Origin of the sequence: Burkholderia sp. HI2761 (assembly GCF_002223355.1) — a bacterium.
GTDB lineage: Bacteria > Pseudomonadota > Gammaproteobacteria > Burkholderiales > Burkholderiaceae > Burkholderia.
In genome coordinates this window covers 2,318,223-2,338,597 of the sequence record NZ_NKFN01000007.1, presented here as the reverse complement: position 1 = coordinate 2,338,597, position 20,375 = coordinate 2,318,223, and the positions used below count along the sequence as shown (strand labels likewise).

At 67.4% G+C, this 20,375-nt stretch carries 17 protein-coding genes; 10 read left to right on the top strand and 7 right to left on the bottom strand.

Features of this window, described 5'->3' with window-relative positions:
* Nucleotides 1-54: 54 nt before the first annotated feature.
* Together CFB46_RS28190 and CFB46_RS28185 are read right to left on the bottom strand one after the other, a co-directional pair.
* Complete coding sequence (locus tag CFB46_RS28190) at nt 55-396, bottom strand: cupredoxin domain-containing protein (protein WP_089502018.1); 342 nt, start codon at nt 394-396, stop codon at nt 55-57.
* A gap of 19 nt (nt 397-415) precedes the next feature.
* Nucleotides 416-1,360 carry a metallophosphoesterase family protein gene (locus tag CFB46_RS28185; RefSeq protein WP_089502017.1) on the bottom strand — a complete coding sequence of 315 codons (945 nt, stop codon included), beginning with the start codon at nt 1,358-1,360 and terminating at the stop codon, nt 416-418.
* Nucleotides 1,361-1,614: 254 nt separating this feature from the next.
* On the opposite strand from CFB46_RS28185, the gene CFB46_RS28180 reads away from it, so the two are divergent.
* From CFB46_RS28180 to CFB46_RS28170, 3 genes are all read left to right on the top strand, one after another.
* Nucleotides 1,615-1,824, top strand: coding sequence for a phosphate transporter (locus CFB46_RS28180; protein WP_089502016.1), 210 nt, complete (start codon nt 1,615-1,617; stop codon nt 1,822-1,824).
* Between the two features lie 80 nt (nt 1,825-1,904).
* The gene (locus tag CFB46_RS28175; protein WP_089502015.1) at nt 1,905-3,656 is read left to right on the top strand and encodes an ABC transporter permease; all 1,752 of its coding nucleotides are present in this window, start codon (nt 1,905-1,907) and stop codon (nt 3,654-3,656) included.
* A gap of 22 nt (nt 3,657-3,678) precedes the next feature.
* Complete coding sequence (locus CFB46_RS28170) at nt 3,679-5,025, top strand: ABC transporter ATP-binding protein (protein ID WP_089502014.1); 1,347 nt, start codon at nt 3,679-3,681, stop codon at nt 5,023-5,025.
* Between the two features lie 27 nt (nt 5,026-5,052).
* Here CFB46_RS28170 and CFB46_RS28165 read toward each other — a convergent pair whose 3' ends face one another.
* On the bottom strand, nt 5,053-5,931 hold the full coding sequence (locus CFB46_RS28165) for a MurR/RpiR family transcriptional regulator (RefSeq protein WP_089502013.1): 879 nt from the start codon (nt 5,929-5,931) through the stop codon (nt 5,053-5,055).
* A 367-nt stretch (nt 5,932-6,298) separates the two neighbouring features.
* Here CFB46_RS28165 and ggt point away from each other — a divergent pair, with 367 nt between their 5' ends.
* Nucleotides 6,299-8,050 (top strand): gamma-glutamyltransferase, encoded by a 1,752-nt coding sequence (gene ggt / locus CFB46_RS28160; protein ID WP_089502012.1) that lies wholly within the window; start codon nt 6,299-6,301, stop codon nt 8,048-8,050.
* A 160-nt stretch (nt 8,051-8,210) separates the two neighbouring features.
* Nucleotides 8,211-9,539 (top strand): dicarboxylate/amino acid:cation symporter, encoded by a 1,329-nt coding sequence (locus CFB46_RS28155; RefSeq protein WP_089502011.1) that lies wholly within the window; start codon nt 8,211-8,213, stop codon nt 9,537-9,539.
* Nucleotides 9,540-9,542: 3 nt separating this feature from the next.
* Here the strand turns inward: CFB46_RS28155 and CFB46_RS28150 are convergent, their stop codons facing one another.
* Together CFB46_RS28150 and CFB46_RS28145 are read right to left on the bottom strand one after the other, a co-directional pair.
* Complete coding sequence (locus CFB46_RS28150; protein WP_089502010.1) at nt 9,543-9,932, bottom strand: DUF3331 domain-containing protein; 390 nt, start codon at nt 9,930-9,932, stop codon at nt 9,543-9,545.
* Nucleotides 9,933-9,976: 44 nt separating this feature from the next.
* Nucleotides 9,977-11,269 (bottom strand): NAD(P)/FAD-dependent oxidoreductase, encoded by a 1,293-nt coding sequence (locus CFB46_RS28145; RefSeq protein WP_089502009.1) that lies wholly within the window; start codon nt 11,267-11,269, stop codon nt 9,977-9,979.
* 147 nt (nt 11,270-11,416) lie between these two features.
* Between CFB46_RS28145 and CFB46_RS28140 the strand changes: the two genes are divergently transcribed.
* The gene (locus CFB46_RS28140) at nt 11,417-12,070 is read left to right on the top strand and encodes a TetR/AcrR family transcriptional regulator (protein ID WP_027781022.1); all 654 of its coding nucleotides are present in this window, start codon (nt 11,417-11,419) and stop codon (nt 12,068-12,070) included.
* A 24-nt stretch (nt 12,071-12,094) separates the two neighbouring features.
* Here the strand turns inward: CFB46_RS28140 and CFB46_RS28135 are convergent, their stop codons facing one another.
* Entirely contained in the window at nt 12,095-13,006 is a 912-nt protein-coding gene (locus tag CFB46_RS28135) for a LysR family transcriptional regulator (protein ID WP_089502008.1), read from the bottom strand.
* Nucleotides 13,007-13,119: 113 nt separating this feature from the next.
* On the opposite strand from CFB46_RS28135, the gene CFB46_RS28130 reads away from it, so the two are divergent.
* The gene (locus CFB46_RS28130) at nt 13,120-13,881 is read left to right on the top strand and encodes an SDR family NAD(P)-dependent oxidoreductase (protein ID WP_089502007.1); all 762 of its coding nucleotides are present in this window, start codon (nt 13,120-13,122) and stop codon (nt 13,879-13,881) included.
* Nucleotides 13,882-13,905: 24 nt separating this feature from the next.
* Here the strand turns inward: CFB46_RS28130 and soxR are convergent, their stop codons facing one another.
* Nucleotides 13,906-14,385 carry a redox-sensitive transcriptional activator SoxR gene (soxR, locus tag CFB46_RS28125; RefSeq protein ID WP_089502006.1) on the bottom strand — a complete coding sequence of 160 codons (480 nt, stop codon included), beginning with the start codon at nt 14,383-14,385 and terminating at the stop codon, nt 13,906-13,908.
* A gap of 79 nt (nt 14,386-14,464) precedes the next feature.
* Here soxR and CFB46_RS28120 point away from each other — a divergent pair, with 79 nt between their 5' ends.
* From CFB46_RS28120 to CFB46_RS28110, 3 genes are read left to right on the top strand one after another with little or no spacing between them, the layout of a single operon-like run.
* Nucleotides 14,465-15,661: an efflux RND transporter periplasmic adaptor subunit gene (locus CFB46_RS28120; RefSeq protein WP_089502005.1), complete on the top strand. Its 1,197-nt coding sequence runs from the start codon at nt 14,465-14,467 to the stop codon at nt 15,659-15,661.
* 13 nt (nt 15,662-15,674) lie between these two features.
* Nucleotides 15,675-18,848, top strand: a complete 3,174-nt coding sequence (locus tag CFB46_RS28115; protein ID WP_089502393.1) for an efflux RND transporter permease subunit — start codon at nt 15,675-15,677, stop codon at nt 18,846-18,848.
* Entirely contained in the window at nt 18,845-20,356 is a 1,512-nt protein-coding gene (locus CFB46_RS28110) for an efflux transporter outer membrane subunit (RefSeq protein WP_089502004.1), read from the top strand. Before CFB46_RS28115 ends, CFB46_RS28110 begins: the two co-directional genes overlap by 4 nt.
* Nucleotides 20,357-20,375: the final 19 nt, after the last annotated feature.

The following is a 20,375-nucleotide window of genomic DNA, read 5'->3' as shown; positions in this document are numbered from 1 at the left end:
CTTCGCAGGCGGCTGCCGCCCGTCGTTCGCTCGCGCGTGTCGCGGCGGGCCGCATCATTCGACGGTGATCGTCTCCTTCATGTACGGATGAATCCCGCAGAACACCTTGTAGACGCCCGGCTTGTCGAAGCGGAACGCGTACGTCTCGTCCTGGTCGAGCGCCTTCGAATGAAAGATGCCCGCGTCGTTGACGACGGTGTGCGGCTCCGCGTCGAGGTTCTTCCACGTGATGGTCGTGCCGGCCTTGATCGTGGTCGACATCGGCGAAAACATGAAATTGCGGATCGTCACGAGCGGGCCGTCGGGGCCCTGCGCGAATGCGGCGAGCGGCGTGCCGGCGGCCGCGCCGCACAGGATCAGCACCGCGATGATTCGAGATGGCTTGAAGCGGATCATGTCGGTCTCCTTGTATCGATCACGCGAGCGTCGCATCGCGCAGCGACGACGCGACCGGATGGCAGGCGAACTCGACGGTCGTCACGCCGAGCATCGACGGCAGCCGGTCGTGCGGCACCGTGAGCGGGACGGGGCCCGGGCCGTTGCCGGCCGTCGGCTGCGGGAACGCGGTCGAGCGGGCGGTATGAAACGTCACGTTGCCCTCGACCTTCGACACGATCTGGTGGATGTGTCCGTTCAGGACGGTGACCGAGCCGAAGCGGCGCAGGAGCGCCATCGTCTGCGGTGCGTCGCCGGTGCCCCAGCCCCACGGTTCGTAGATGGTCCACATCGGCATGTGCGAGAACACGACGATCGGCGTGCTCGACGAGCGGCCTTTCAGGTCCTGCGCGAGCCACGCAAGCTGCTCGTCGCCGAAGCTGCCGAGCCCGTTCGGCTTGAAATGCATCACGTTGACGAGGCCGATGAAGTGCACGCCCGCGTGGTCGAAGCTGTAATAGCCGCGATTGTCCGACGCCTTGCCGAAGCGGCCGAAATATTCGGCGCCCGAACCGTCGGTGACGTCGTGTTCGCCGGGCACCGTATGCAGTTCGGGCACGCGCAGCGCGGAGAGCAACTGCGACGCGTGGTCGAATTCCTCCGGCTTCGAAAGGTGCGTGATGTCGCCGGTATGGATCGTGAGCGCGGGCAGCGCGGGCATCCCGTTGACGAGGTCGATCGTCTGTTTCAGCGTGGCCGACACGTCGGGATTCGCGTCCTTGTTGAAGCCGATGTGCGTATCGCTGATCTGCACGAACAGCGGCCGCCCCGCGTCGGCCGGGCGTGCGTCGCCGGTCTGCGCAAGCGCGAGGTCGAACGGGGTGAGGATGCCGCCCGACAGCGTGAACAACGTGCCGAGCCCACCGAAGGCCATGCACTGCAGGGCCTTGCGGCGCGACGGGCGGGTGGGGGTCGATGAAGACATGTAAGCCTCGCATTCGTGTGACGAAACCGGACGGCCGGATCGTCCTGGAATAAGCCGGCGCTTTCGCATGCGATACCGGCGAGGCGGCGGATTTATTCCCGGCCGTTGCGAGATCGAACCCTCGTGTTGGCGCCCGACGGGGCGATGCGCGACGCCCGCCGGACGACCTGTCAATGTCCTGTAAGTGACACGTCACATTTGCGTCACGACCGCCCGATAGCCTCCCACTCCGAATCACCTCTCCGGAGCCCTTCATGCCGAACCTCGCGGCAACGGATACGGTCGGTGCGGTCGGTCACCGCACGCGCACCTTCAGCCTCGCGCTGTTTTTTCTGATCATTGCCCGCGGCATCGCCCATGCCGGCATGCGTCCCGGCGTCGATTTCCGCTTCGTCAAGGAAGGCTCGGTGCTGCCGTTCGCGCGATCGGCCATCTCCTGCCGGGCACTGCACGGGTTGACCTGATTCGCACCGTGGGTGCGACGCCCGGCCGCGCGGCACGCGGCCGGACCCATCGATTTTCAATTCGACACAAGACGCTACCGATGGATATCCGTTTCGATCCGAACCGCACCGCGAACGCCTCGGCGTGGCGCGTGCTGCCCAACCGCTGGGATGCCGTCGCGTTTCCGCTGATCATCTGCGTGCTGGCGATGGCGATCGTCGGTTTTCACCAGACGATGGCGCCGATCGGCGTGCTGCAGACTCAGAAGATCTCGCTCGATCCGTCGAACCTGCCCGAATACGCGCTGCGCACCACGCTGCGGATGCTCGCCGCGATGGTCGCGTCGCTTACGTTCACGCTCGCCTACGGCACGCTCGCCGCCAAGAGCCGCCGCGCGGGCATGGTGCTGATCCCGATCCTCGACATCCTGCAGTCGGTGCCGGTGCTCGGCTACATCTCGTTTACGGTCACGTTCTTCCTCGCGCTGTTTCCGGGGCGTGTGCTCGGTGCGGAGCTGGCCGCGATCTTCGCGATCTTCACGAGCCAGGCATGGAACATGACGTTCAGCTTCTACCAGTCGCTGCGCACGGTGCCGCGCGACTTGAGCGAAGTGTCGCGCGGCTTTCACCTGACGTCCTGGCAGCGCTTCTGGAAGCTCGAGGTGCCGTTCTCGATGCCGGGCCTGATCTGGAACATGATGATGTCGATGTCGGGCGGCTGGTTCTTCGTCGTCGCATCGGAGGCGATCACGGTCGGCAACCAGACGATCACGTTGCCGGGCATCGGCGCGTATCTCGCGCAGGCGATCGCGGACAAGAATCTCGGCGCGGTCGGCTGGGTGATCGTCGCGATGTCGGTCGTGATCCTCGCCTACGACCAGTTCCTGTTTCGCCCGCTCGTCGCGTGGGCCGACAAGTTCCGGATGGAGAACACCGCGTCGGGCGATGCGCCGCAATCGTGGCTGCTGGACATGATGCGTCGCACGCATCTGATCCATCAGTTGCTCGTACCGGCCGGCTGGCTGCTGTCGCAGGCCGCGCGGATTCCGCTGCGCGTGCCGGCGTCGAAGGGCGCGCGGGTGCGCGGCGCATCGGCGCGCCGGTCGTCGCGCATCGGCGACGTCGTGTGGGGCGCGTTCGTGATCCTGCTGACGGCGTACGTCGTGTGGCGCGTCGTCAGCTTCGTCGCGACCGGCGTGACGATGGCCGAGGTCGGCCACGTGCTGGTGCTCGGGCTCGTCACGCTGCTGCGCGTGCTGGTACTGATCGCGATCGCCTCCGTGATCTGGGTGCCGCTCGGCGTGCTGATCGGGCTGCGCCCGAAGCTCGCCGAGAAGATCCAGCCGCTCGCGCAGTTCCTCGCCGCGTTCCCGGCGAACCTGCTGTTTCCGGTATTCGTGATCGTGATCGTCCGTTTTCACCTGAACGCGGACATCTGGCTGTCGCCGCTGATCGTGCTCGGTACGCAGTGGTACATCCTGTTCAACGTGATTGCCGGCGCGATGTCCTATCCGAACGACTACAAGGAAGCGACGAAGAATTTCCGCATCCGCGGCTGGCAGTGGTGGCGCCAGGCGATCCTGCCCGGCATCTTCCCGTACTACGTGACCGGCGCGATCACCGCATCGGGCGGCGCGTGGAACGCGAGCATCGTGTCGGAAGCCGTGCAGTGGGGCAACACCAGGATCGAGGCGCACGGCCTCGGCGCCTACATCGCGCAGACCACCGCCGACGGCGATTTTCCGAAGATCATCCTGGGCATCGCCGTGATGTCCCTGTTCGTCACCCTGTTCAACCGCCTGCTGTGGCGCCCGCTGTATGCCTTTGCCGAAGCGAAGCTGCGGCTCGACTGAGACCGATTGAGAGCGAAACGCGATGCACAATCCGAATGCTGTAAACGCCCCCGTCCAGACGTCCCAGCCGCTGCAGCCGCCCCGGCTCGGTGAAGAGATCCTGCGCGTCGATCACGTCTGCCGCGGCTTCAACAAGACCCAGGGCGAGCTGCTCGTGCTCGACGACGCGAACCTGTCGCTGCGCGAAGGCGAGATCGTCGGGCTGCTCGGCCGGTCGGGCTCGGGCAAGTCGACGCTGCTGCGCATCATCGCCGGGCTGATCGAGCCGACCGGCGGCGAAGTGACGTACCTCGGCCAGCCGCTGCGCGGCCCGGCCGAGGGCGTCGCGATGGTGTTTCAGACCTTCGCGCTATTTCCGTGGCTCACCGTGCTGCAGAACGTGGAAGCCGGGCTGGAGGCGCTCGGCGTCGGCGCGCGCGAGCGGCGCGAGCGTGCGCTGGCCGCGATCGACCTGATCGGTCTCGACGGCTTCGAGAACGCGTATCCGCGCGAGCTGTCGGGCGGGATGCGTCAGCGCGTCGGCTTTGCGCGCGCGCTCGTCGTCGATCCGACCATCCTGCTGATGGACGAGCCGTTCTCCGCGCTCGACGTGCTGACCGCCGAAACGCTGCGTACCGACCTGCTCGATCTGTGGACGCAGGGCCGCATGCCGATCAAGTCGGTGCTGATCGTCACGCACAACATCGAGGAAGCGGTGTTCATGTGCGACCGGATCCTCGTGCTGTCGTCGAACCCGGGCCGCGTGATCGCCGAGATCAAGGTGCCGTTCAAGCACCCGCGCAACCGGCTCGACACCGATTTCCGCAAGCTCGTCGACGACATCTACGCGAAGATGACCGCACGCCAGACCGGCGAGGCGACGAAGAAGGGACTCGAGCTCGGCAGCTGGATGCCGCGCGTGTCGACCAACCTGATGGCCGGCCTGATCGAGACGCTCGCGATGGCGCCGTACCATGGCCGCGCGGACATGCCCGAAATCGCGCGCACGCTGCACCTCGAGGTCGACGAACTGTTTCCGATCGTGGAAGTGCTGCAGCACCTCGGCTTCGCGGACGTGCGCGAAGGCGACGTGTTCCTGACGCCGCCCGCGCGCGTGTTCGCGGAATTCGGCACGCAGGAGCGCAAGCTGATGTTCGCGGATCACCTGCTGAAGCACGTGCCGCTCGCCGCCCGGATCAGGAAAGTGCTGAACGAGCGTCCGGGTCACCGCGCGCCGCGCGTGCGCTTCGAGCAGGAACTCGAGGATTTCCTGTCCGACGAAGCGGCCGAGGAAACGCTCGACGCGGTGATCGACTGGGGGCGGTACGGGGAGGTTTTTTCGTACAACGACAAGACGGAAGTGTTCAGTCTGGAGGACGTCGAGAGTTGAGATCCAGGCCCGAATGGCGACCACGCGTCATTCGGGCAAATCGCGCCGGCTGGTATCCCACTCGATCCCGCCCGCGTTGAGCTGCTCGATCTTCTCCATCCGCTGCCGCGCCAGTTCCGGCAGCCGGTTCGTCACGCCGATCACCAGCGCTTCGGCGAGTGCCAGCGTCGGCACGTTGGTCTGCAGCATCGCGAAAGGGCGGCCCTGGATCCGCAGCACGATCTCCGCGAATTCGCCGATCGGCGAGCGCCATTCGTCGGTGATCAGCAGGATCCGCGCGCCCAGCCGATGCGCGGCCTGCGCGAAGCGAATGCTGTCCTTCTGGTAGCGGCGAAAGTCGAAGATCACGAGCAGATCGTTGCGCCCCATGTCGGCCAGCGCGACGGAGGCGAGATTCACGTTCGGCTCGACGTACTGCACGTGCGGCCGCGCATAGGCCAGCGTGAACGAGAACAGCGACGCGAGCGGCGCCGTATAGCGCCCGCCGCCGCAGAAGACGCGCACGTCCGGATCGGCCAGCACCGCCACCGCTGCGTCGAACGCGGCCGCGTCGAGCCCTTCGATCGTGGTCGCGAGCGATTCGGACAGCCGCTGGAAAATCGCCGCATGGCTGTCGCGCATGCCCGTTTCCGAGTGGAATGCATCCATCCGCGCGAGCGGCGAATTCATCGCGGTGTCGATCTCGTCGTGCAGCGCCTGCTGGAACGACGAGTAGTTCGGAAAGCCGATCCGGACGACGAAGCGGAACACGGTCGGGTCGCTGACTTCCGCCTGCTTCGCAAACTGCGCGATGGGGCCCAGCCCGAGACTCGGGTAGCGATCCAGCAACGCCAGCGCGACCTTCTGTTCCGACGGCGTGAAGCTATCCATCTGGGATAACAGCAACGCCCTGATGCTCGTCCCCATCGGCCCTCCGGCTCTCTATCTGAATTGAACGATCAAACGGCAGACGGGCGTCTGCCGGCAACTGCACGCATGTTAGCCGATTGACGTGCGGCGGGCCGCGTCCGGTCCGAAATTAGAGGGACGCATCATCAGGCCAACGACTCCGTTCATATATGTAATAAATCGAACACTCCTCGACGGCCGTATCGAGACTTCTTCGCCTTGGTTTTCAGTGGTTACCCTAGTTTTTGACGCAAAAAAGCGAGTGTTATGATCGCGGCCTTGCGGAAATGTATCGTTTATTACATGCCGGCTTGGCGGTGTCGATACGCAATGGCGCGGCCGCGCATCCCGGCATGGACTGTTTATTCGTCTGGAGGATTCCGTCATGAGGCGGCTCGTAGTACTCACCCTGTTGTCCGCGATGAGCGTGTGCGCGTTCGCCGCGTCGGACCCGGCGGTCGAAGCGAAGAACGGCATGGTCGTGTCGTCGCAGCACTTCGCGTCGCAGATCGGCGTCGACATCCTGAAGGAAGGCGGCAACGCGGTGGACGCGGCGGTGGCCGTCGGCTATGCGCAGGCCGTGACCAATTCGTGCTGCGGCAACATCGGCGGCGGCGGCTTCATGACCCTCCACCTGGCCGACGGCCGCGACCGCTTCATCAATTTCCGCGAGACCGCACCGGCCGCGGCGTCCGCGAACATGTATCTCGATGCGGCGGGCAACGTCATCCCGGACCAGAGCCTGTACGGCTATCGCGCGGTCGGCGTGCCGGGCACGGTGGCCGGCCTCGATCTCGCGCAGCGCAAGTACGGGAAGCTGACGCGCAAGCAGGTGATGGCGCCGGCGATCCGGCTCGCACGCGACGGCTTCGTGCTGACGCGCGGCGATACCGACATCCTCGACACGACGGTCGAGCGCTTCAGGAAGGACCCGGAAGCCGCGCGCATCTTCCTGCGCCCGGACGGCACGGCGCTGCAGCAGGGCGACCGCCTGGTGCAGAAGGACCTGGCCCTCACGCTCGAACGCATCGCGGAGCAGGGGCCCGACGCGTTCTATCACGGCGAGATCCCGAAGATCGTCGAGGCGGCGGCCCGGCGCGGCGGCGGCGTGATCACGGCGGCCGATTTCGCGTCCTATCGCGCGCAGGACATGGCGCCGCTGACGTGCACGTATCGCGGCTACGAGTTCGTGTCGGCGCCGCCGCCGAGTTCGGGCGGCGTGACGATGTGCGAGACGCTGAACATCCTCGAAGGGTATGACCTGCGCAAGCTCGGCTACCACTCGGCCGCGGCGGTCCACTATATGACCGAAGCGATGCGCCATGCGTACGAAGACCGCAACACGCTGCTCGGCGATCCGAACTTCATCGACAACCCGGTCGCGAAGCTGACGAGCAAGGAGTACGCGGCGCAGATCCGCAAAAGCATCCATGCCGATACGGCGACGCCGTCGGTCGACGTTCAGCCCGGTGTCGGCGTGCACGAGAAGCCGGAAACGACGCATTACTCGATCGTCGACCACGACGGCAACGCGGTGTCGACGACCTATACGGTCAACGGCCGCTTCGGCGCCGTGGTCATCGCGCCGGGCACGGGCTTCTTCCTGAACGACGAGATGGACGACTTCACCGTGAAGGTCGGCGCGCAGAACCTGTTCGGCCTCGTACAGGGCACGCGCAATTCGATCGCGCCGGGCAAGCGTCCGCTGTCGTCGATGGCGCCGACCATCGTGAAGAAGGACGGCAAGGTGTTCATGGTGGTCGGTTCGCCGGGCGGCTCGCGCATCGTCACGATCACGCTGCAGACCGTGCTGAACGTGATCGACTACGGGATGACGCCGCAGGACGCGGTCGCCGCGCCGCGCATTCATCACCAGTGGCTGCCCGATGCGGTCTATTACGAAACCTACGGCTTGTCGCCCGACACGCTCGCGATCCTGGGCAACATGGGCTACAAGATGGTCGAGCAGACGCCGTGGGGTGCCGCCGAGCTGATCATGGTCGGCCTGCCGGGCACCGAAGCGGCGAGCCGCCAGAGTTCCGGCAACGATTCGTCCGTGTCCGGCAACGTGCGTGTCGGCTTCATCTACGGCTACAACGACCCGCGCCGTCCGGCCGGCTCGGCGATCGGCTACTGACCCGACCGTTCGATGCCGAATCGCTGCCGCCGGCGTTCGCGTTGCCGCGAATGCCGGTGCGGCGGCAGCGCGTCCGCCCGCGGACATCCGTGTGGGCCCGAGCGGCATGGCACGCGTGCCTTTCTTCCTTCAACTTCATCGCCGTGCGGCGAATTCCGTCATGAACAAACGAATGTCTGCGGCAGGCTGGATCCTGCTCGCGATGGCAGCCGGCATCCTGATCGGCTACCTGATCTACACGCAGCTTCCGGACAAGCAGTCGGCCGCTGAAATCGCCGGCTACATCTCACTCGTGTCCGACGTGTTCCTGCGGCTGATCAAGATGGTGATCGGCCCGCTGGTGTTCTCGACGCTGGTCGTCGGCATCGCGCACATGGGCGATGCGTCGTCGGTCGGGCGCGTGTTCGTGAAGGCGCTCGGCTGGTTCGTTACCGCGTCGCTGATCTCGCTGCTGCTGGGCCTGCTGATGGCGAACCTGCTGCGGCCCGGCGAGAACCTCGGCCTGCCGCTGCCGGACATCGGCGCGTCCGCGCATCTCGCGACGTCCAAGTTCACGCTGAAGGATTTCGTCGGCCACATGGTGCCGAAGTCGATCGCCGAGGCGATGGCGAACAACGAGATCCTGCAGATCGTCGTGTTCTCGATGTTCTTCGGCGTCGCGCTCGCCGCACTCGGCGAGCGCGGCAAGATCCTGGTCGCCGCGATCGATCAGCTCGCGCACGTGATGCTGAAGATCACCGGCTACGTGATGAAGCTCGCGCCGCTCGCGGTGATGGCCGCGATGGCGTCGACCGTCGCGGTCAACGGGTTGTCGATCCTGCTGAAGTTCGCGGTGTTCATGGGCGACTTCTACGTGAGCCTCGTGCTGCTGTGGGCCACGCTCGTCGCGGCCGGGCTGCTGTTCCTCGGCCGCCGCGTGTTCAAGCTGCTCGTGCTGATCAAGGAAGCGTTCATGCTGTCGTTCGCGACGGCCAGCTCCGAAGCCGCGTATCCGAAGATCCTCGACGCGCTCGACCGTTTCGGCGTGCGGCGCAAGATCTCGAGCTTCGTGATGCCGATGGGCTATTCGTTCAATCTCGACGGCTCGATGATGTACTGCACGTTCGCGTCGCTGTTCATCGCGCAGGCCTACAACATCCACCTGTCGCTCGGCACGCAGATCACGATGCTGCTGATCCTGATGCTGACGTCGAAGGGGATGGCCGGCGTGCCGCGCGCGTCGCTCGTCGTGATCGCGGCCACGCTGCACCAGTTCAACATCCCGGAAGCCGGGCTGCTGCTGATTCTCGGCGTCGACACGTTCCTCGACATGGGCCGCTCGGCCACGAACGCGGTGGGCAACTCGATCGCCAGCGCGGTGGTCGCGAAGTGGGAAGGCGAGTTGATGTCGGAGTCCGAAGCGAGTGCACATGCCGCGCACCTCGATGCGGAACTCGAACGGCAGAACGGCGATCCGGCCTATGGCGCCGGTCAGGCCACGTCGACCTGACGGTCAGGCTGTCAGGGCTTCGTCGATGCACGCCGCGAGCACCATCGCGGCGGCGTTGCCCGGCGTCGAGCCGAGCAGTTGCGGCGCATAGACGCTGTCGCCGATCTCGATCGATCGCCCCGACAGCGCGCACACGCCGCGCTTGCGCGTCGTGAACAGGCGCCACTTCTGGTAGCCGTAGTGCCCGGTGCAGGCGTCGCACCACGAGATCATCACGGTGTCGGCCGTGGGCCGTTCGAGCACGCTGATGGTCGGCTTGCTCGTCGCGTCCCACGACGGCAGCCGGTCGCGCGTGACGCTGCGCCGCCGCGGCCCGCCCCACGAGACGGACGGCATGTCGAAGCTGCCGATTGCGGCGACGGTCATGAGCCAGGGCGCTGCACGATTGTTCATGCTTCTGTTCCTCGAAACGTTACGCGGTGCCGCGACGCGCGGCATCACGACAGGCGGATGCGCGGCTGCACCCAGCCGTTGATCCGTTCGGCGATCCACAGCAAGGTCGCCTTGGAGAAACCGTGCAGCGCCTGCTGGTGCCGCCGGTAGAGCATCAGGTGGCTGAACTGCGCGAAGCGCCCCTGGATGAAGCCGCCGCGGAAGAACCCGAACTGCCCGAGCGTGCCGAACGCGTCGTAATCGCTGATCGACACCAGCGCGCCGAAATCGTGGAACGCGAACGGCGGAATCGGCGTGCCGTCGAGCCACGCGGGCAAGTGCTTCGCGAGGTGCTCGGCCTGTTGCGTCGCGACCTGAGCGGTCGGCGGCAGCGGCCGTTCGTGGCCGTCGGGCAGCAGGCTTCCGCAATCGCCGATCGCGAACACGTGCTCGTCGCCGCTCGCCTGCAGCGTGGGGCCGACGACGATCTGGTTCGCGCGGTTCGTGTCGAGCCCGTCCAACGCCTGCATGAAATCGGGCGCCTTCACGCCGGCCGCCCAGACCATCAGGTCCGCTTCGGCGAACGAACCGTCGCCGTAGTGGAAACCGTTCGCGTCGGCCGACGTGACGCGCGTCGACGTCAGCACGCGAAAGCCGATCTGTTCGAGCCGCCGCTGGGCCGACGCGGAAATCCGCGCCGGAAACGCGTTGAGGATGCGCGGGCCGCTTTCGAGCAGCGTGAGTTGCAGCCGCTCGCGCACCGTTTCGTCACCGTACGCCTGCGCCACTTCCAGCAAACGGCTCAACTCCGCCGCGAGTTCCACGCCCGTCGCGCCCGCGCCGACGATCGCGACGCGAAATGGCTCGTCGCGCGCGATGCTGCGGAACACGCGCATCCGCAACGCCTCGTTGAAGGTCTCCGCCTGCTGCTGGCTGTCGATGAAGTAGCAGTGCTCGCTTACGCCGGGCACGCCGAAATCGTTGGCCTGGCTGCCGAGCGCGAGGATCAGCACGTCGTATTCGAGTTCGCGTGCGTCGATCACCACGTCGCCGTCCTGCGAGCGGATCTCGCCGAGCTGCACGCGGCGGCGCGCGCGATCGAGCCCCTTCAGTTCGCCGGGCTGGTACGTGTAGCCGTGATCGCGGGCGTGGGCGAGGAAGATCACCTGTTGCTGCTGGACGTCGCGCGTGCCGGCCGCGATCGTGTGCAGCATCGGCTTCCAGATGTGCGTGGGACTCCGGTCGACGACCGTGATCTGCGCCCGCCCGGACCGGCCGAGACGTTCGCCCAGACGGGTCGCGAGCTGCAGCCCGGCGATCCCGCCGCCGACGATGACGATGCGTGTAGGGGTTGTCATGAATAAATCATCAAGTGATGAATAATGTATGATCCTAGCGCTTCCCGGCTCCGCGTGTCAACGGAGCGGGGCGGGCCGCCCGCTTCCGGTACCTGAAACCGGGGTACCGGGCACGGACATTCGAATCGTTCAAGGAGCAGGAAAGACGTGGCAGAAGTCACTGAGCGCGTGCCGCCGAAGCGGCGTACGCGCGGACGGCCGCTGGCGGATGCGTCCGTCGGTCCGGACCTGATATTGCGGGCCGCGCGCCGCACGTTCGCGAAGCGCGGCTACGACGCGACGAGCGTGCGCGAAGTCGCGCGCGAACTGGGCATCGACGCGGCGCTGATCGCCCATCACTTCGGTACGAAGGAAACGTTGTGGCTGGCGGTCGTCGAGCAGATCGTCGAACTGGCCGAACCGATGTTCGACGCGCTGCGCGCGTTGCGCACGTCGTCGCTACCGCATCGCGACCGCGTGCGGCGCGCGCTCGAGCTGTGCGTCGATCACGAATTCGCGGAGCCGGATATCGGCATGTTCTTCTCGACGGCGGCGACCGAGGAGGGCGCGCGGCTCGATCGGCTGCAGGAGCGGATCGTGCGCCCGTATCACGACGCGATGTGGCCGCTGCTGGCGGACGCGGTCGAGGCCGGCGCGATCCGCCCGGTCGATCCGAACGTGCTGTTCTTCATGATCGCGAGCGCCGTGGGCATGACGGTGTCGTACAGCCACATGATGCTGGAGTTCACGTCGCTGCCGACGCGGCCGGACGCATTCCGGCAGGCCGTGCTCGGCGTCGTGTTCAACTTCCTCGGCGACTGAGCGCCGCGCGCGCGTTGCGCGCGGTCACGTCGCGGCAACCAGCCCCAGTTCGCGCACCGCGTTGCGCGCGGTCTCGCGCAGCGCATCGACGAGCGGCGACGGCGTACGGTACGCGAGCGCCAGTTCGTACGCGAGCGGGCTGCCCGCATCCTTCAGTTCGCAGAACGTAATGCCTTGCGGCTGCATCGGCACGAACAGGCGCGGCATCAGCGCGATGCCGATGCCGCCCGCGACGAGCCCGGCCGTCGTCTGCATCTGGCGCGGTTGCTGGACCACGCGCGGCGCGAAGCCCGCCTGCGCGCATGCCGTCACGATCAGCGCATGCATGCCGGGTCCGTGGTGCGCGGCAAACATGACCCACGGTTCGTCCGCCAGCTCGGCCAGCGCGATGCGGCGGCGGCGCGCGAGCCGGTGGCCGTCGGGCAGCGCGGCCACCATCCGGTCGCGCAGCAGCGGCTCGACACGCACGTCGCCGGCATCGGCCACCGGCAGCACGACGAGGCCGACGTCCGTGCGATCGTGACGCAGCGCAAGCACCTGCTCGGCGGTCGTGCCTTCCTCGAGCTGGAAATCGACGTCCGGATGCCGTTCCTGGAACGCACGCAGGATCAGCGGCAACAGCGCATTGACCGTGCTGTCGACGAAGCGCAGCCGCAGCGTGCCGCCGAGGCCGGCGCCCGCGCGGCGCGCCACGGCCACCGCGCGTTCGGCCTGTTCGAGCGCGCGCCGCGCTTCGAGCAGGAATGCTTCGCCGGCCGGCGTGAGCCGCGCGCCGCGGGTGTCGCGTTCGAGCAAGGCGACGCCCAGTTCGTCCTCGAGCTTGCGGATCGCCGCGCTGAGCGGCGGCTGGGCCATGTGCAGCCGCTCGGCAGCGCGCCGGAAGCTGAGCGTTTCGGCGACCGCGATGAATTGCCGGAACTGGCGCAGATCGATCATGGCGATACCTTCCGCGTATCAGGATGTCATCGAATTCGTATTTTACCTATCGCCGTACGTTGCCCACACTGCAAACGTCACCAATCGTCAACACCGAGGAAAGGGGGTAGGCCATGACGGACAACGAACGACAACGCACGGCGATCGTCACGGGCGGATCGAGCGGGATCGGCTTCGCGATCGCGCGCCGGCTGGTGCAGGACGGGTATCGCGTCGCGATCGTCGGGCGCGACGTGGCGCGGCTGGAGGCGGCCGTCGAGCGCCTGGGCGGCGCGGCGATCGGGCAGGCCGGCGACCTGGGCGTGCGGCGCGACGCGCAAGTGGCCGTCGCCGCGATCGTCGCGCGATGGCCGCGGATCGACGTGCTGGTCAACAACGCGGGGCTGACCGGGCGCGTCGGCGCGGATACCGAAGCGGCGGAGGCCGAGTCCGTATGGGACGCGGTGCTCCATGCGAACCTGAAAAGCCTGTTTCTGACGACGATGGCCGTGCTGCCGCACCTGGCCGACCACGCCGCGCGAATCGTCAACATCGGCTCCATCGCGGCGCGCGCCGGCAGCCTGTTGCCGGGCGGCCTCGCGTATGCAGCCGCGAAGGCCGGCGTCGAAGGCTTCACCGTCGCGCTGGCGCGCGAACTCGGGCCGCGCGGGGCGACGGTCAATACGGTCGCACCCGGCTATATCGCCGACACGCGTTTCTTCGGCGACGGCGGGGTCGCGCCGGCCATCGCGGCGACGATTCGCGAGCAGACGCCGGCCGGCCGCGCCGGGCGGCCGGACGACATCGCCGATGCGGTCGCGTGGCTCGCCGGGCCGCGCGCGTCGTTCGTCACGGGCGCGACGATCGCGGTGAACGGCGGCTGGCGCGTCGGGTGATGCAGTGCGCGCGCGGCCGGCACGTCATTCGGAATCGGTCGGCGGCTTGTCGCCGAGCCAGCGTCGCGCGCCGGGCCCGTTGCGGCCCGCGCGGTCTTCCGGGTTGGTCAGCTTGCAGCGTTTCAGCGACAGGCAGCCGCAGCCGATGCATTCATCGAGATTGATATAGAGCCGCTGCAGCTCCTCGATCCGGCTCGCGACGCGCTGCTTCCAGCCGCGCGACAGCCGCTGCCAGTCCTTGTTGCTCGGCGCGGTGTCCTCGGGCAGGCTGACGAGCTGTTCGGCGATTTCGTCGAGCGAATAGCCGATCTTCTGCGCGAACACGATGAACGCGATCAGCCGCAGCACCGCACGCGAATAGTGGCGATGGCTCGAGCCGTTGCGATGCGACTTGATTAACCCGCGTGTCTCGTAGAAGCGCAGCGTCGACGCCGGCACGCCGCTGCGCGCGGCCACTTCGCGGATCGACATCAGCGGCCATTGCGGGGTTTCCTGGATACCCATGACGCCCTCCGAGAAAGCTTGACTTAAAGTTAACTTCAACTTTTATGCTACGCGGCAGTTTAACCCGTCGCGAGGCATCATGCTCTCCTTTTCCCTACGCAGGACGCCGCCTTTGGGCGCCGCCTGTGCCCTGTTGCTGGCGTTGTCGGGTTGTCACGACGGCAAAGGCCCATCGTCGGCCCATCCTCTTCCAGAAGTCGGCGTCGCTACCGTCGCGCCGCGTACCGTCCGCCTCGCGGACGAATTCAACGGACGCGTCGAAGCGGTCGACGCGGTCGAGCTGCGGCCGCGCGTGAGCGGCTATCTGCAGCGTGTCGCGTACAAGGAGGGCGACGTGGTCGCGCAGGGTGCGCTGCTGTTCGAAATCGATCCGCGCCCGTACCGGATCGCGCTCGATCGTGCGAATGCACAGCAGCAGCGCGCCCGTGCGGCCGCGAGCCTTGCGAACGTGCAACTCAAGCGCGTGCAGACGCTGATCGATGCGCACGCAACGTCGCAGGAAGAGCTCGACAACGCGCGCGCGACTGCCGAACAGGCGCGCGCCGATCTGCAGGCGGCCGATGCGGCCGTTGCCGACGCGAAGCTCAATCTCGGTTTCACCGAAGTGCGCGCGCCGATCGCGGGCCGCGTCGGCCGCGCGGTTGCGACCGTCGGCAACCTCGCGCGTGCGGACGACACGCTGCTGACGACCGTCGTGTCGCAGGATCCGGTCTACGTGTATTTCGATTGCGACGAGCAGAGCTACCTGCGCTACAACGCGCGGCGCGCCGATCCGACACATCGCGCGATCGGCGCCGATCCGGTGCGCATCGGCCTTGCGAACGAGACGGGCTTCCCGCATGCGGGCACCGTCGATTTCCTCGACAACCGGCTCGATCCGCAGACCGGCACGATCCGCGCACGCGTGCGGCTTCCGAATGCGGACCATACGTTCACGCCGGGCCTGTATGCGCGCGTGCAGCTCGTCAGCGGCCGCGACCAGGACGCGTTGCTGGTCGACGACAAGGCCGTGCTGACCGACCAGGACCGCAAGTACGTGTACGTGATCGGCTCGGGCGACAAGGCGCTGCGCCGCGACGTGACGATCGGCCGCGAACTCGACGGCGAGCGGATCGTCGAGAAGGGGCTGCAGGCGGGCGACCGCGTGGTCGTCGACGGCGTGCAGCGCATCTACTATCCGGGCGCGCAGGTGAAGCCGAAGGCGCTGCCCGCGCGCGCCGATGCGGGCAGCGCGACGCAGGCGGTCGCCGATGCCGGCGCGCCTGCCGCGCAATGACGGGAGCGATACGATGGATTTCTCCCGATTCTTCATCGACCGGCCGATCTTCGCGGTCGTGCTGTCGATCGTCATCTTCGCGATCGGCCTGATCTCGATCCCGATGCTGCCGGCCGGCGAATACCCGGAAGTCGTGCCGCCGAGCGTCGTCGTGCGTGCAACGTACCCGGGCGCAAACCCGAAGGAAATCGCCGAATCGGTTGCCGAGCCGCTGGAAGAGGCGATCAACGGCGTCGAAGGCATCATGTACATGAAGTCGGTCGCCGGTTCGGACGGCAGCCTGCAGGTCGTCGTCACGTTCCTGCAGGGCGTCGATCCCGACACGGCCGCCGTGCGCGTGCAGAACCGCGTGAGCCAGGCGCTGTCGCGCCTGCCCGACGAGGTGCGCCAGTACGGCGTGACCACGCAGAAGCAGTCGCCGACGCCGCTGATGTACGTGAGCCTCTATTCGCCGGACAACAGCCGCGATTCGCTGTACCTGCGCAATTACCTGACGCTGCACGTGAAGGACGAACTGTCGCGGCTCACCGGCATCGGCGACGTCGGCGTATACGGCTCCGGCGATTACGCGATGCGGCTGTGGCTCGACCCGAACCGGCTCGCGTCGCGCGGGTTGACCGCGAGCGACGTGATCGCGGCCGTGCGCGAGCAGAACGTGCAGGTGTCGGCCGGTCAGCTCGGCGCGGAGCCGTCGCCGAAGAAAAACGACTTCCTCGTGTCGATCAACGTGCGCGGCCGCTTGCGCACGGTGCAGGAATTCAGCGACATCGTGCTGCGCAACGGCGACGACGGCCAGGTCGTGAAGCTGTCCGACGTCGCGCGCATCGAGCTCGGCGCGGGCGACTACACGCTGCGCTCGTATTTCAACGACAAGCACTCGGCCGTGGTCGGCATCTTCCTGTCGCCGGGCGCGAACGCGCTCGACGTCGCGAAGGCCGTGTACGCGAAGCTCGACGAGTTGTCGAAGCGCTTCCCGCCCGGCGTCGCGTACCGCCCCGTGTGGGACCCGACGGTATTCGTTCGCGAATCGATCCGTGCGGTGCAGCACACGCTGATCGAAGCGGTCGTGCTGGTCGTGCTCGTCGTGATCCTGTTCCTGCAAACGTGGCGCGCGTCGATCATTCCGCTCGTCGCGGTGCCGGTGTCGGTGGTCGGCACGTTCGCATGGCTCTACCTGCTCGGCTACTCGATCAACACGCTGACGCTGTTCGGGCTCGTGCTCGCGATCGGGATCGTGGTCGACGATGCGATCGTCGTCGTCGAGAACGTCGAGCGCAACATCGCTCGGGGGCTGAGCCCGCGCGACGCCGCGCACCAGGCCATGCGCGAAGTGTCGGGGCCGATCGTCGCGATCGCACTCGTGCTGTGCGCGGTGTTCGTGCCGATGGCGTTCATGTCGGGCGTCACGGGCCAGTTCTACAAGCAGTTCGCGGTGACGATCGCGATCTCGACGGTGATCTCCGCGATCAACTCGTTGACGCTGTCGCCCGCGCTCGCCGCGAAGCTGCTGCGTCCGCACGGCGCACCGAAGGATGTGCTGACGCGTGCGCTCGATCGCGCATTCGGCTGGCTGTTCCATCCGTTCAACCGCTTCTTCGAACGCAGCTCCGATCGCTATCACGGCGTCGTCGCGCGCACGCTGAAGCGGCGCGGCGTGGTGTTCGCGGTCTATGCGGCGCTGCTCGCGGCGACCGCATTGCTGTTCAACGCGGTGCCGGGCGGCTTCATTCCCGTGCAGGACAAGCTGTACCTGTTCGCGGGGGCGAAGCTGCCGGAAGGCGCGTCGCTCGCGCGCACCAGCGCGGTGACCGAGCAGATGACGAAGATCGCGCTCGGCACCGACGGCGTCGAGATGGTGCCGGCATTCGCCGGGCTGAACGCGTTGCAGGGCGTAAACACGCCGAACATCACGAACTCGTACGTGATCCTGAAGCCGTTCGACCAGCGTCATCGCAGTGCCGCGCAGATCAACGCGGACCTGAACGCGCGCTTCGCGGCGATCGACGGCGGCATCACCTATGCGCTGATGCCGCCGCCGATCCAGGGTCTCGGCAACGGCTCGGGCTACTCGCTGTACCTGGAGGATCGCGGCGGGCTCGGCTACGGCGAATTGCAGAAGGCGCTCGTCGCGTTTCAGGCCGCGGTCGCGAAGACGCCGGGGATGAGCTACCCCGTCAGCTCGTACCAGGCGAACATCCCGCAGCTCGAGGTGAAGGTCGACCGGCTCAAGGCGAAGGCGCAGGGCGTCGCGCTGACCGATCTGTTCAATACGTTGCAGGTCTATCTCGGCTCGATGTACGTGAACGACTTCAACGTGTTCGGCCGCGTGTATCGCGTGATGGCGCAAGCGGATGCCGGCCACCGGCAGACGGCCGCCGACATCGCGAACCTGCGCACGCGCAACGCGAAGGGCGAGATGGTGCCGATCGGCTCGATGGTGACGGTCGGGCCTGCGTACGGCCCCGACCCGGTCGTCCGCTACAACGGTTATCCGGCCGCCGACCTGATCGGCGATGCCGACCCGAAGGCGATGTCGTCGTCGCAGGCGATCGCGAAGCTGCAGCAGATCGCGAAGGACGTGCTGCCGCCGGGCATCACGCTCGAATGGACCGATCTCAGCTACCAGCAGGTCACGCAGAGCAACGCGGCGCTCGTCGTATTCCCGCTGGCCGTGATGCTGGTGTTCCTGGTGCTCGCGTCGCTGTACGAGAGCTGGACGCTGCCGCTCGCGGTGATCCTGATCGTGCCCGTGTGCATGTGCGCGGCGCTGTTCGGCGTGTGGTTGTCCGGCGGCGACAACAACGTGTTCGTGCAGGTCGGTCTGGTCGTGCTGATGGGGCTGGCGTGCAAGAACGCGATCCTGATCGTCGAATTCGCGCGCGAGCTCGAGATCCAGGGCAAGGGTGCGGTCGAGGCAGCGCTCGAAGCATGCAAGCTGCGGCTGCGTCCGATCGTGATGACGTCGGTCGCGTTCATCGCGGGCTCGGTGCCGCTGCTGATCGGCAGCGGCGCGGGCAGCGAGGTGCGGGCGGCCACCGGCGTCACCGTGTTCGCCGGGATGCTGGGCGTCACGCTGTTCGGGCTGTTCCTCACCCCTGTGTTCTATGTGGCGATCCGCAAGCTCGCGGGCGGCACGCCGGCCGTCTGGCGCGAACAGCACGGCACCCTCGAAGGAGAAAACCGATGAGCGCCGCTTTCCGTCTTTCCGCGCTCGCGATGTCGGTGACGCTCGCCGCATGCGCGGTCGGCCCCGATTTCAAACGGCCCGACACGGCCACCGCCGCGCGGTTCGCACGCGACGTCCATCCGGCGACCCAGCCCGACGCGACGCCAGTCGACATGCCGCCCGACGCGTCGGCCGACGCCGATGCCACGTTCTGGCGCGGGTTCGGCGATCCGGTGCTGACACGGTTGATCGATGCGGCGCTCGCGGCGAACCAGGACTTGCAGGTCGCCGTGTCGCGCTACGACGCATCCAACGCGCTGCTGTCGCAGGCGACGTTCGACCGCTATCCGACGCTCACCGCGAGCGGCCGGATCGGCCATCAGTTGATGAGCAAGGATCAGGCGTTCGGCGCGCCGCGCAGCCAGCGCGATGCGCCGACGTCGAGCGTCGGCATCAATGCCGCGTGGGAACTCGACCTGTTCGGCCGCGTGCGCCGCTCGATCGAGTCGCAGCGCGCGGAAACGGCAGCCAGCGCGGCCGACGTACGCGCGGTGCGCGTCGCGATCGCGGCGGAAGTCGCGAGTACGTACGTCGATCTGCGCGGCTCGCAGGAGCGGTTGCGGATCGCCCGCGAGAACGCCGACAACCAGAAGCAGACGCTCGCACTGATCAATGCGCGCGTCGGCGCGGGTCGAGGCTCCGAACTCGATGCGGCGCGAGCACGCGCGCAGTACGAATCGACGACCTCGCGGATCGCGGTGTACGAAGCCGCGATCGGCGTCGACGAGCATCGGCTCGCGGTGTTGACCGGGCAGACGCCGGATGCGCTGATCGGCCGGTTCGACCTGCCGAAGACGGCCGCGCCGACGGGCATGCCCGTCCCGCTGCCGGCGCTCGCGGCCGACATCGATCCCGGCACGCCGGGCGACCTGCTGCGCCGCCGCCCCGATGTCGCGGCCGCCGAGGCGCGGCTGCATGCGGCGACCGCGCGCGTCGGCGTCGCGACCGCCGACCTGTTCCCGCGCTTCACGCTGTCCGGGCTGCTCGGCAGCGCGACGAGCAGCTACGGGTTCTTCCGAGCGGGCAGCGACACGAACCTGATCGCGCTCGGCATCGACTGGTCGTTCCTCGACGTCGGCCGTGTGCGTGCACGGATCGCCGCGAGCGACGCGGAAGCGGCCGGCCAGCTCGCGCAGTACCGGCAGACCGTACTCGGCGCGCTGGAGGAAACCGAGAACGCGCTGCTGCGTGTCGCCCGCACGCGTGACGAGACCGCGCATCTCGTGCGCGCGGCCGACGACAGCGCCCGCGCTGCAGAGCTCGCGCAGACGCGCTTCTCGGCCGGCGCGATCGACTACTACGAAGTGCTCGACGCGCAGCGGACGCTGCTGCAGGCGCAGGATGCGGCGGCCGACGGGAGGATGCGCAGCGCGGCGTCGACGGTCGCGCTGTACAAGGCGCTCGCGGGCGGCTGGCCGTCGGGCGCGGGGCAGGGCGCGCAAGGCCCGCTCGCCCAGTCGGGGAAGTAGCGCGAGCAGTGCGGCGCGG

What these genes read in the sequence shown, in the direction of transcription:
- CFB46_RS28190 (WP_089502018.1), bottom strand. Translation starts at nt 396, where the DNA reads ATGATCCGCTTCAAGCCATCTCGAATCATCGCGGTGCTGATCCTGTGC.
- CFB46_RS28185 (WP_089502017.1), bottom strand. Translation starts at nt 1,360, where the DNA reads ATGTCTTCATCGACCCCCACCCGCCCGTCGCGCCGCAAGGCCCTGCAG.
- CFB46_RS28180 (WP_089502016.1), top strand. Translation starts at nt 1,615, where the DNA reads ATGCCGAACCTCGCGGCAACGGATACGGTCGGTGCGGTCGGTCACCGC.
- CFB46_RS28175 (WP_089502015.1), top strand. Translation starts at nt 1,905, where the DNA reads ATGGATATCCGTTTCGATCCGAACCGCACCGCGAACGCCTCGGCGTGG.
- CFB46_RS28170 (WP_089502014.1), top strand. Translation starts at nt 3,679, where the DNA reads ATGCACAATCCGAATGCTGTAAACGCCCCCGTCCAGACGTCCCAGCCG.
- CFB46_RS28165 (WP_089502013.1), bottom strand. Translation starts at nt 5,931, where the DNA reads ATGGGGACGAGCATCAGGGCGTTGCTGTTATCCCAGATGGATAGCTTC.
- ggt (WP_089502012.1), top strand. Translation starts at nt 6,299, where the DNA reads ATGAGGCGGCTCGTAGTACTCACCCTGTTGTCCGCGATGAGCGTGTGC.
- CFB46_RS28155 (WP_089502011.1), top strand. Translation starts at nt 8,211, where the DNA reads ATGAACAAACGAATGTCTGCGGCAGGCTGGATCCTGCTCGCGATGGCA.
- CFB46_RS28150 (WP_089502010.1), bottom strand. Translation starts at nt 9,932, where the DNA reads ATGAACAATCGTGCAGCGCCCTGGCTCATGACCGTCGCCGCAATCGGC.
- CFB46_RS28145 (WP_089502009.1), bottom strand. Translation starts at nt 11,269, where the DNA reads ATGACAACCCCTACACGCATCGTCATCGTCGGCGGCGGGATCGCCGGG.
- CFB46_RS28135 (WP_089502008.1), bottom strand. Translation starts at nt 13,006, where the DNA reads ATGATCGATCTGCGCCAGTTCCGGCAATTCATCGCGGTCGCCGAAACG.
- CFB46_RS28130 (WP_089502007.1), top strand. Translation starts at nt 13,120, where the DNA reads ATGACGGACAACGAACGACAACGCACGGCGATCGTCACGGGCGGATCG.
- soxR (WP_089502006.1), bottom strand. Translation starts at nt 14,385, where the DNA reads ATGGGTATCCAGGAAACCCCGCAATGGCCGCTGATGTCGATCCGCGAA.
- CFB46_RS28120 (WP_089502005.1), top strand. Translation starts at nt 14,465, where the DNA reads ATGCTCTCCTTTTCCCTACGCAGGACGCCGCCTTTGGGCGCCGCCTGT.
- CFB46_RS28115 (WP_089502393.1), top strand. Translation starts at nt 15,675, where the DNA reads ATGGATTTCTCCCGATTCTTCATCGACCGGCCGATCTTCGCGGTCGTG.
- CFB46_RS28110 (WP_089502004.1), top strand. Translation starts at nt 18,845, where the DNA reads ATGAGCGCCGCTTTCCGTCTTTCCGCGCTCGCGATGTCGGTGACGCTC.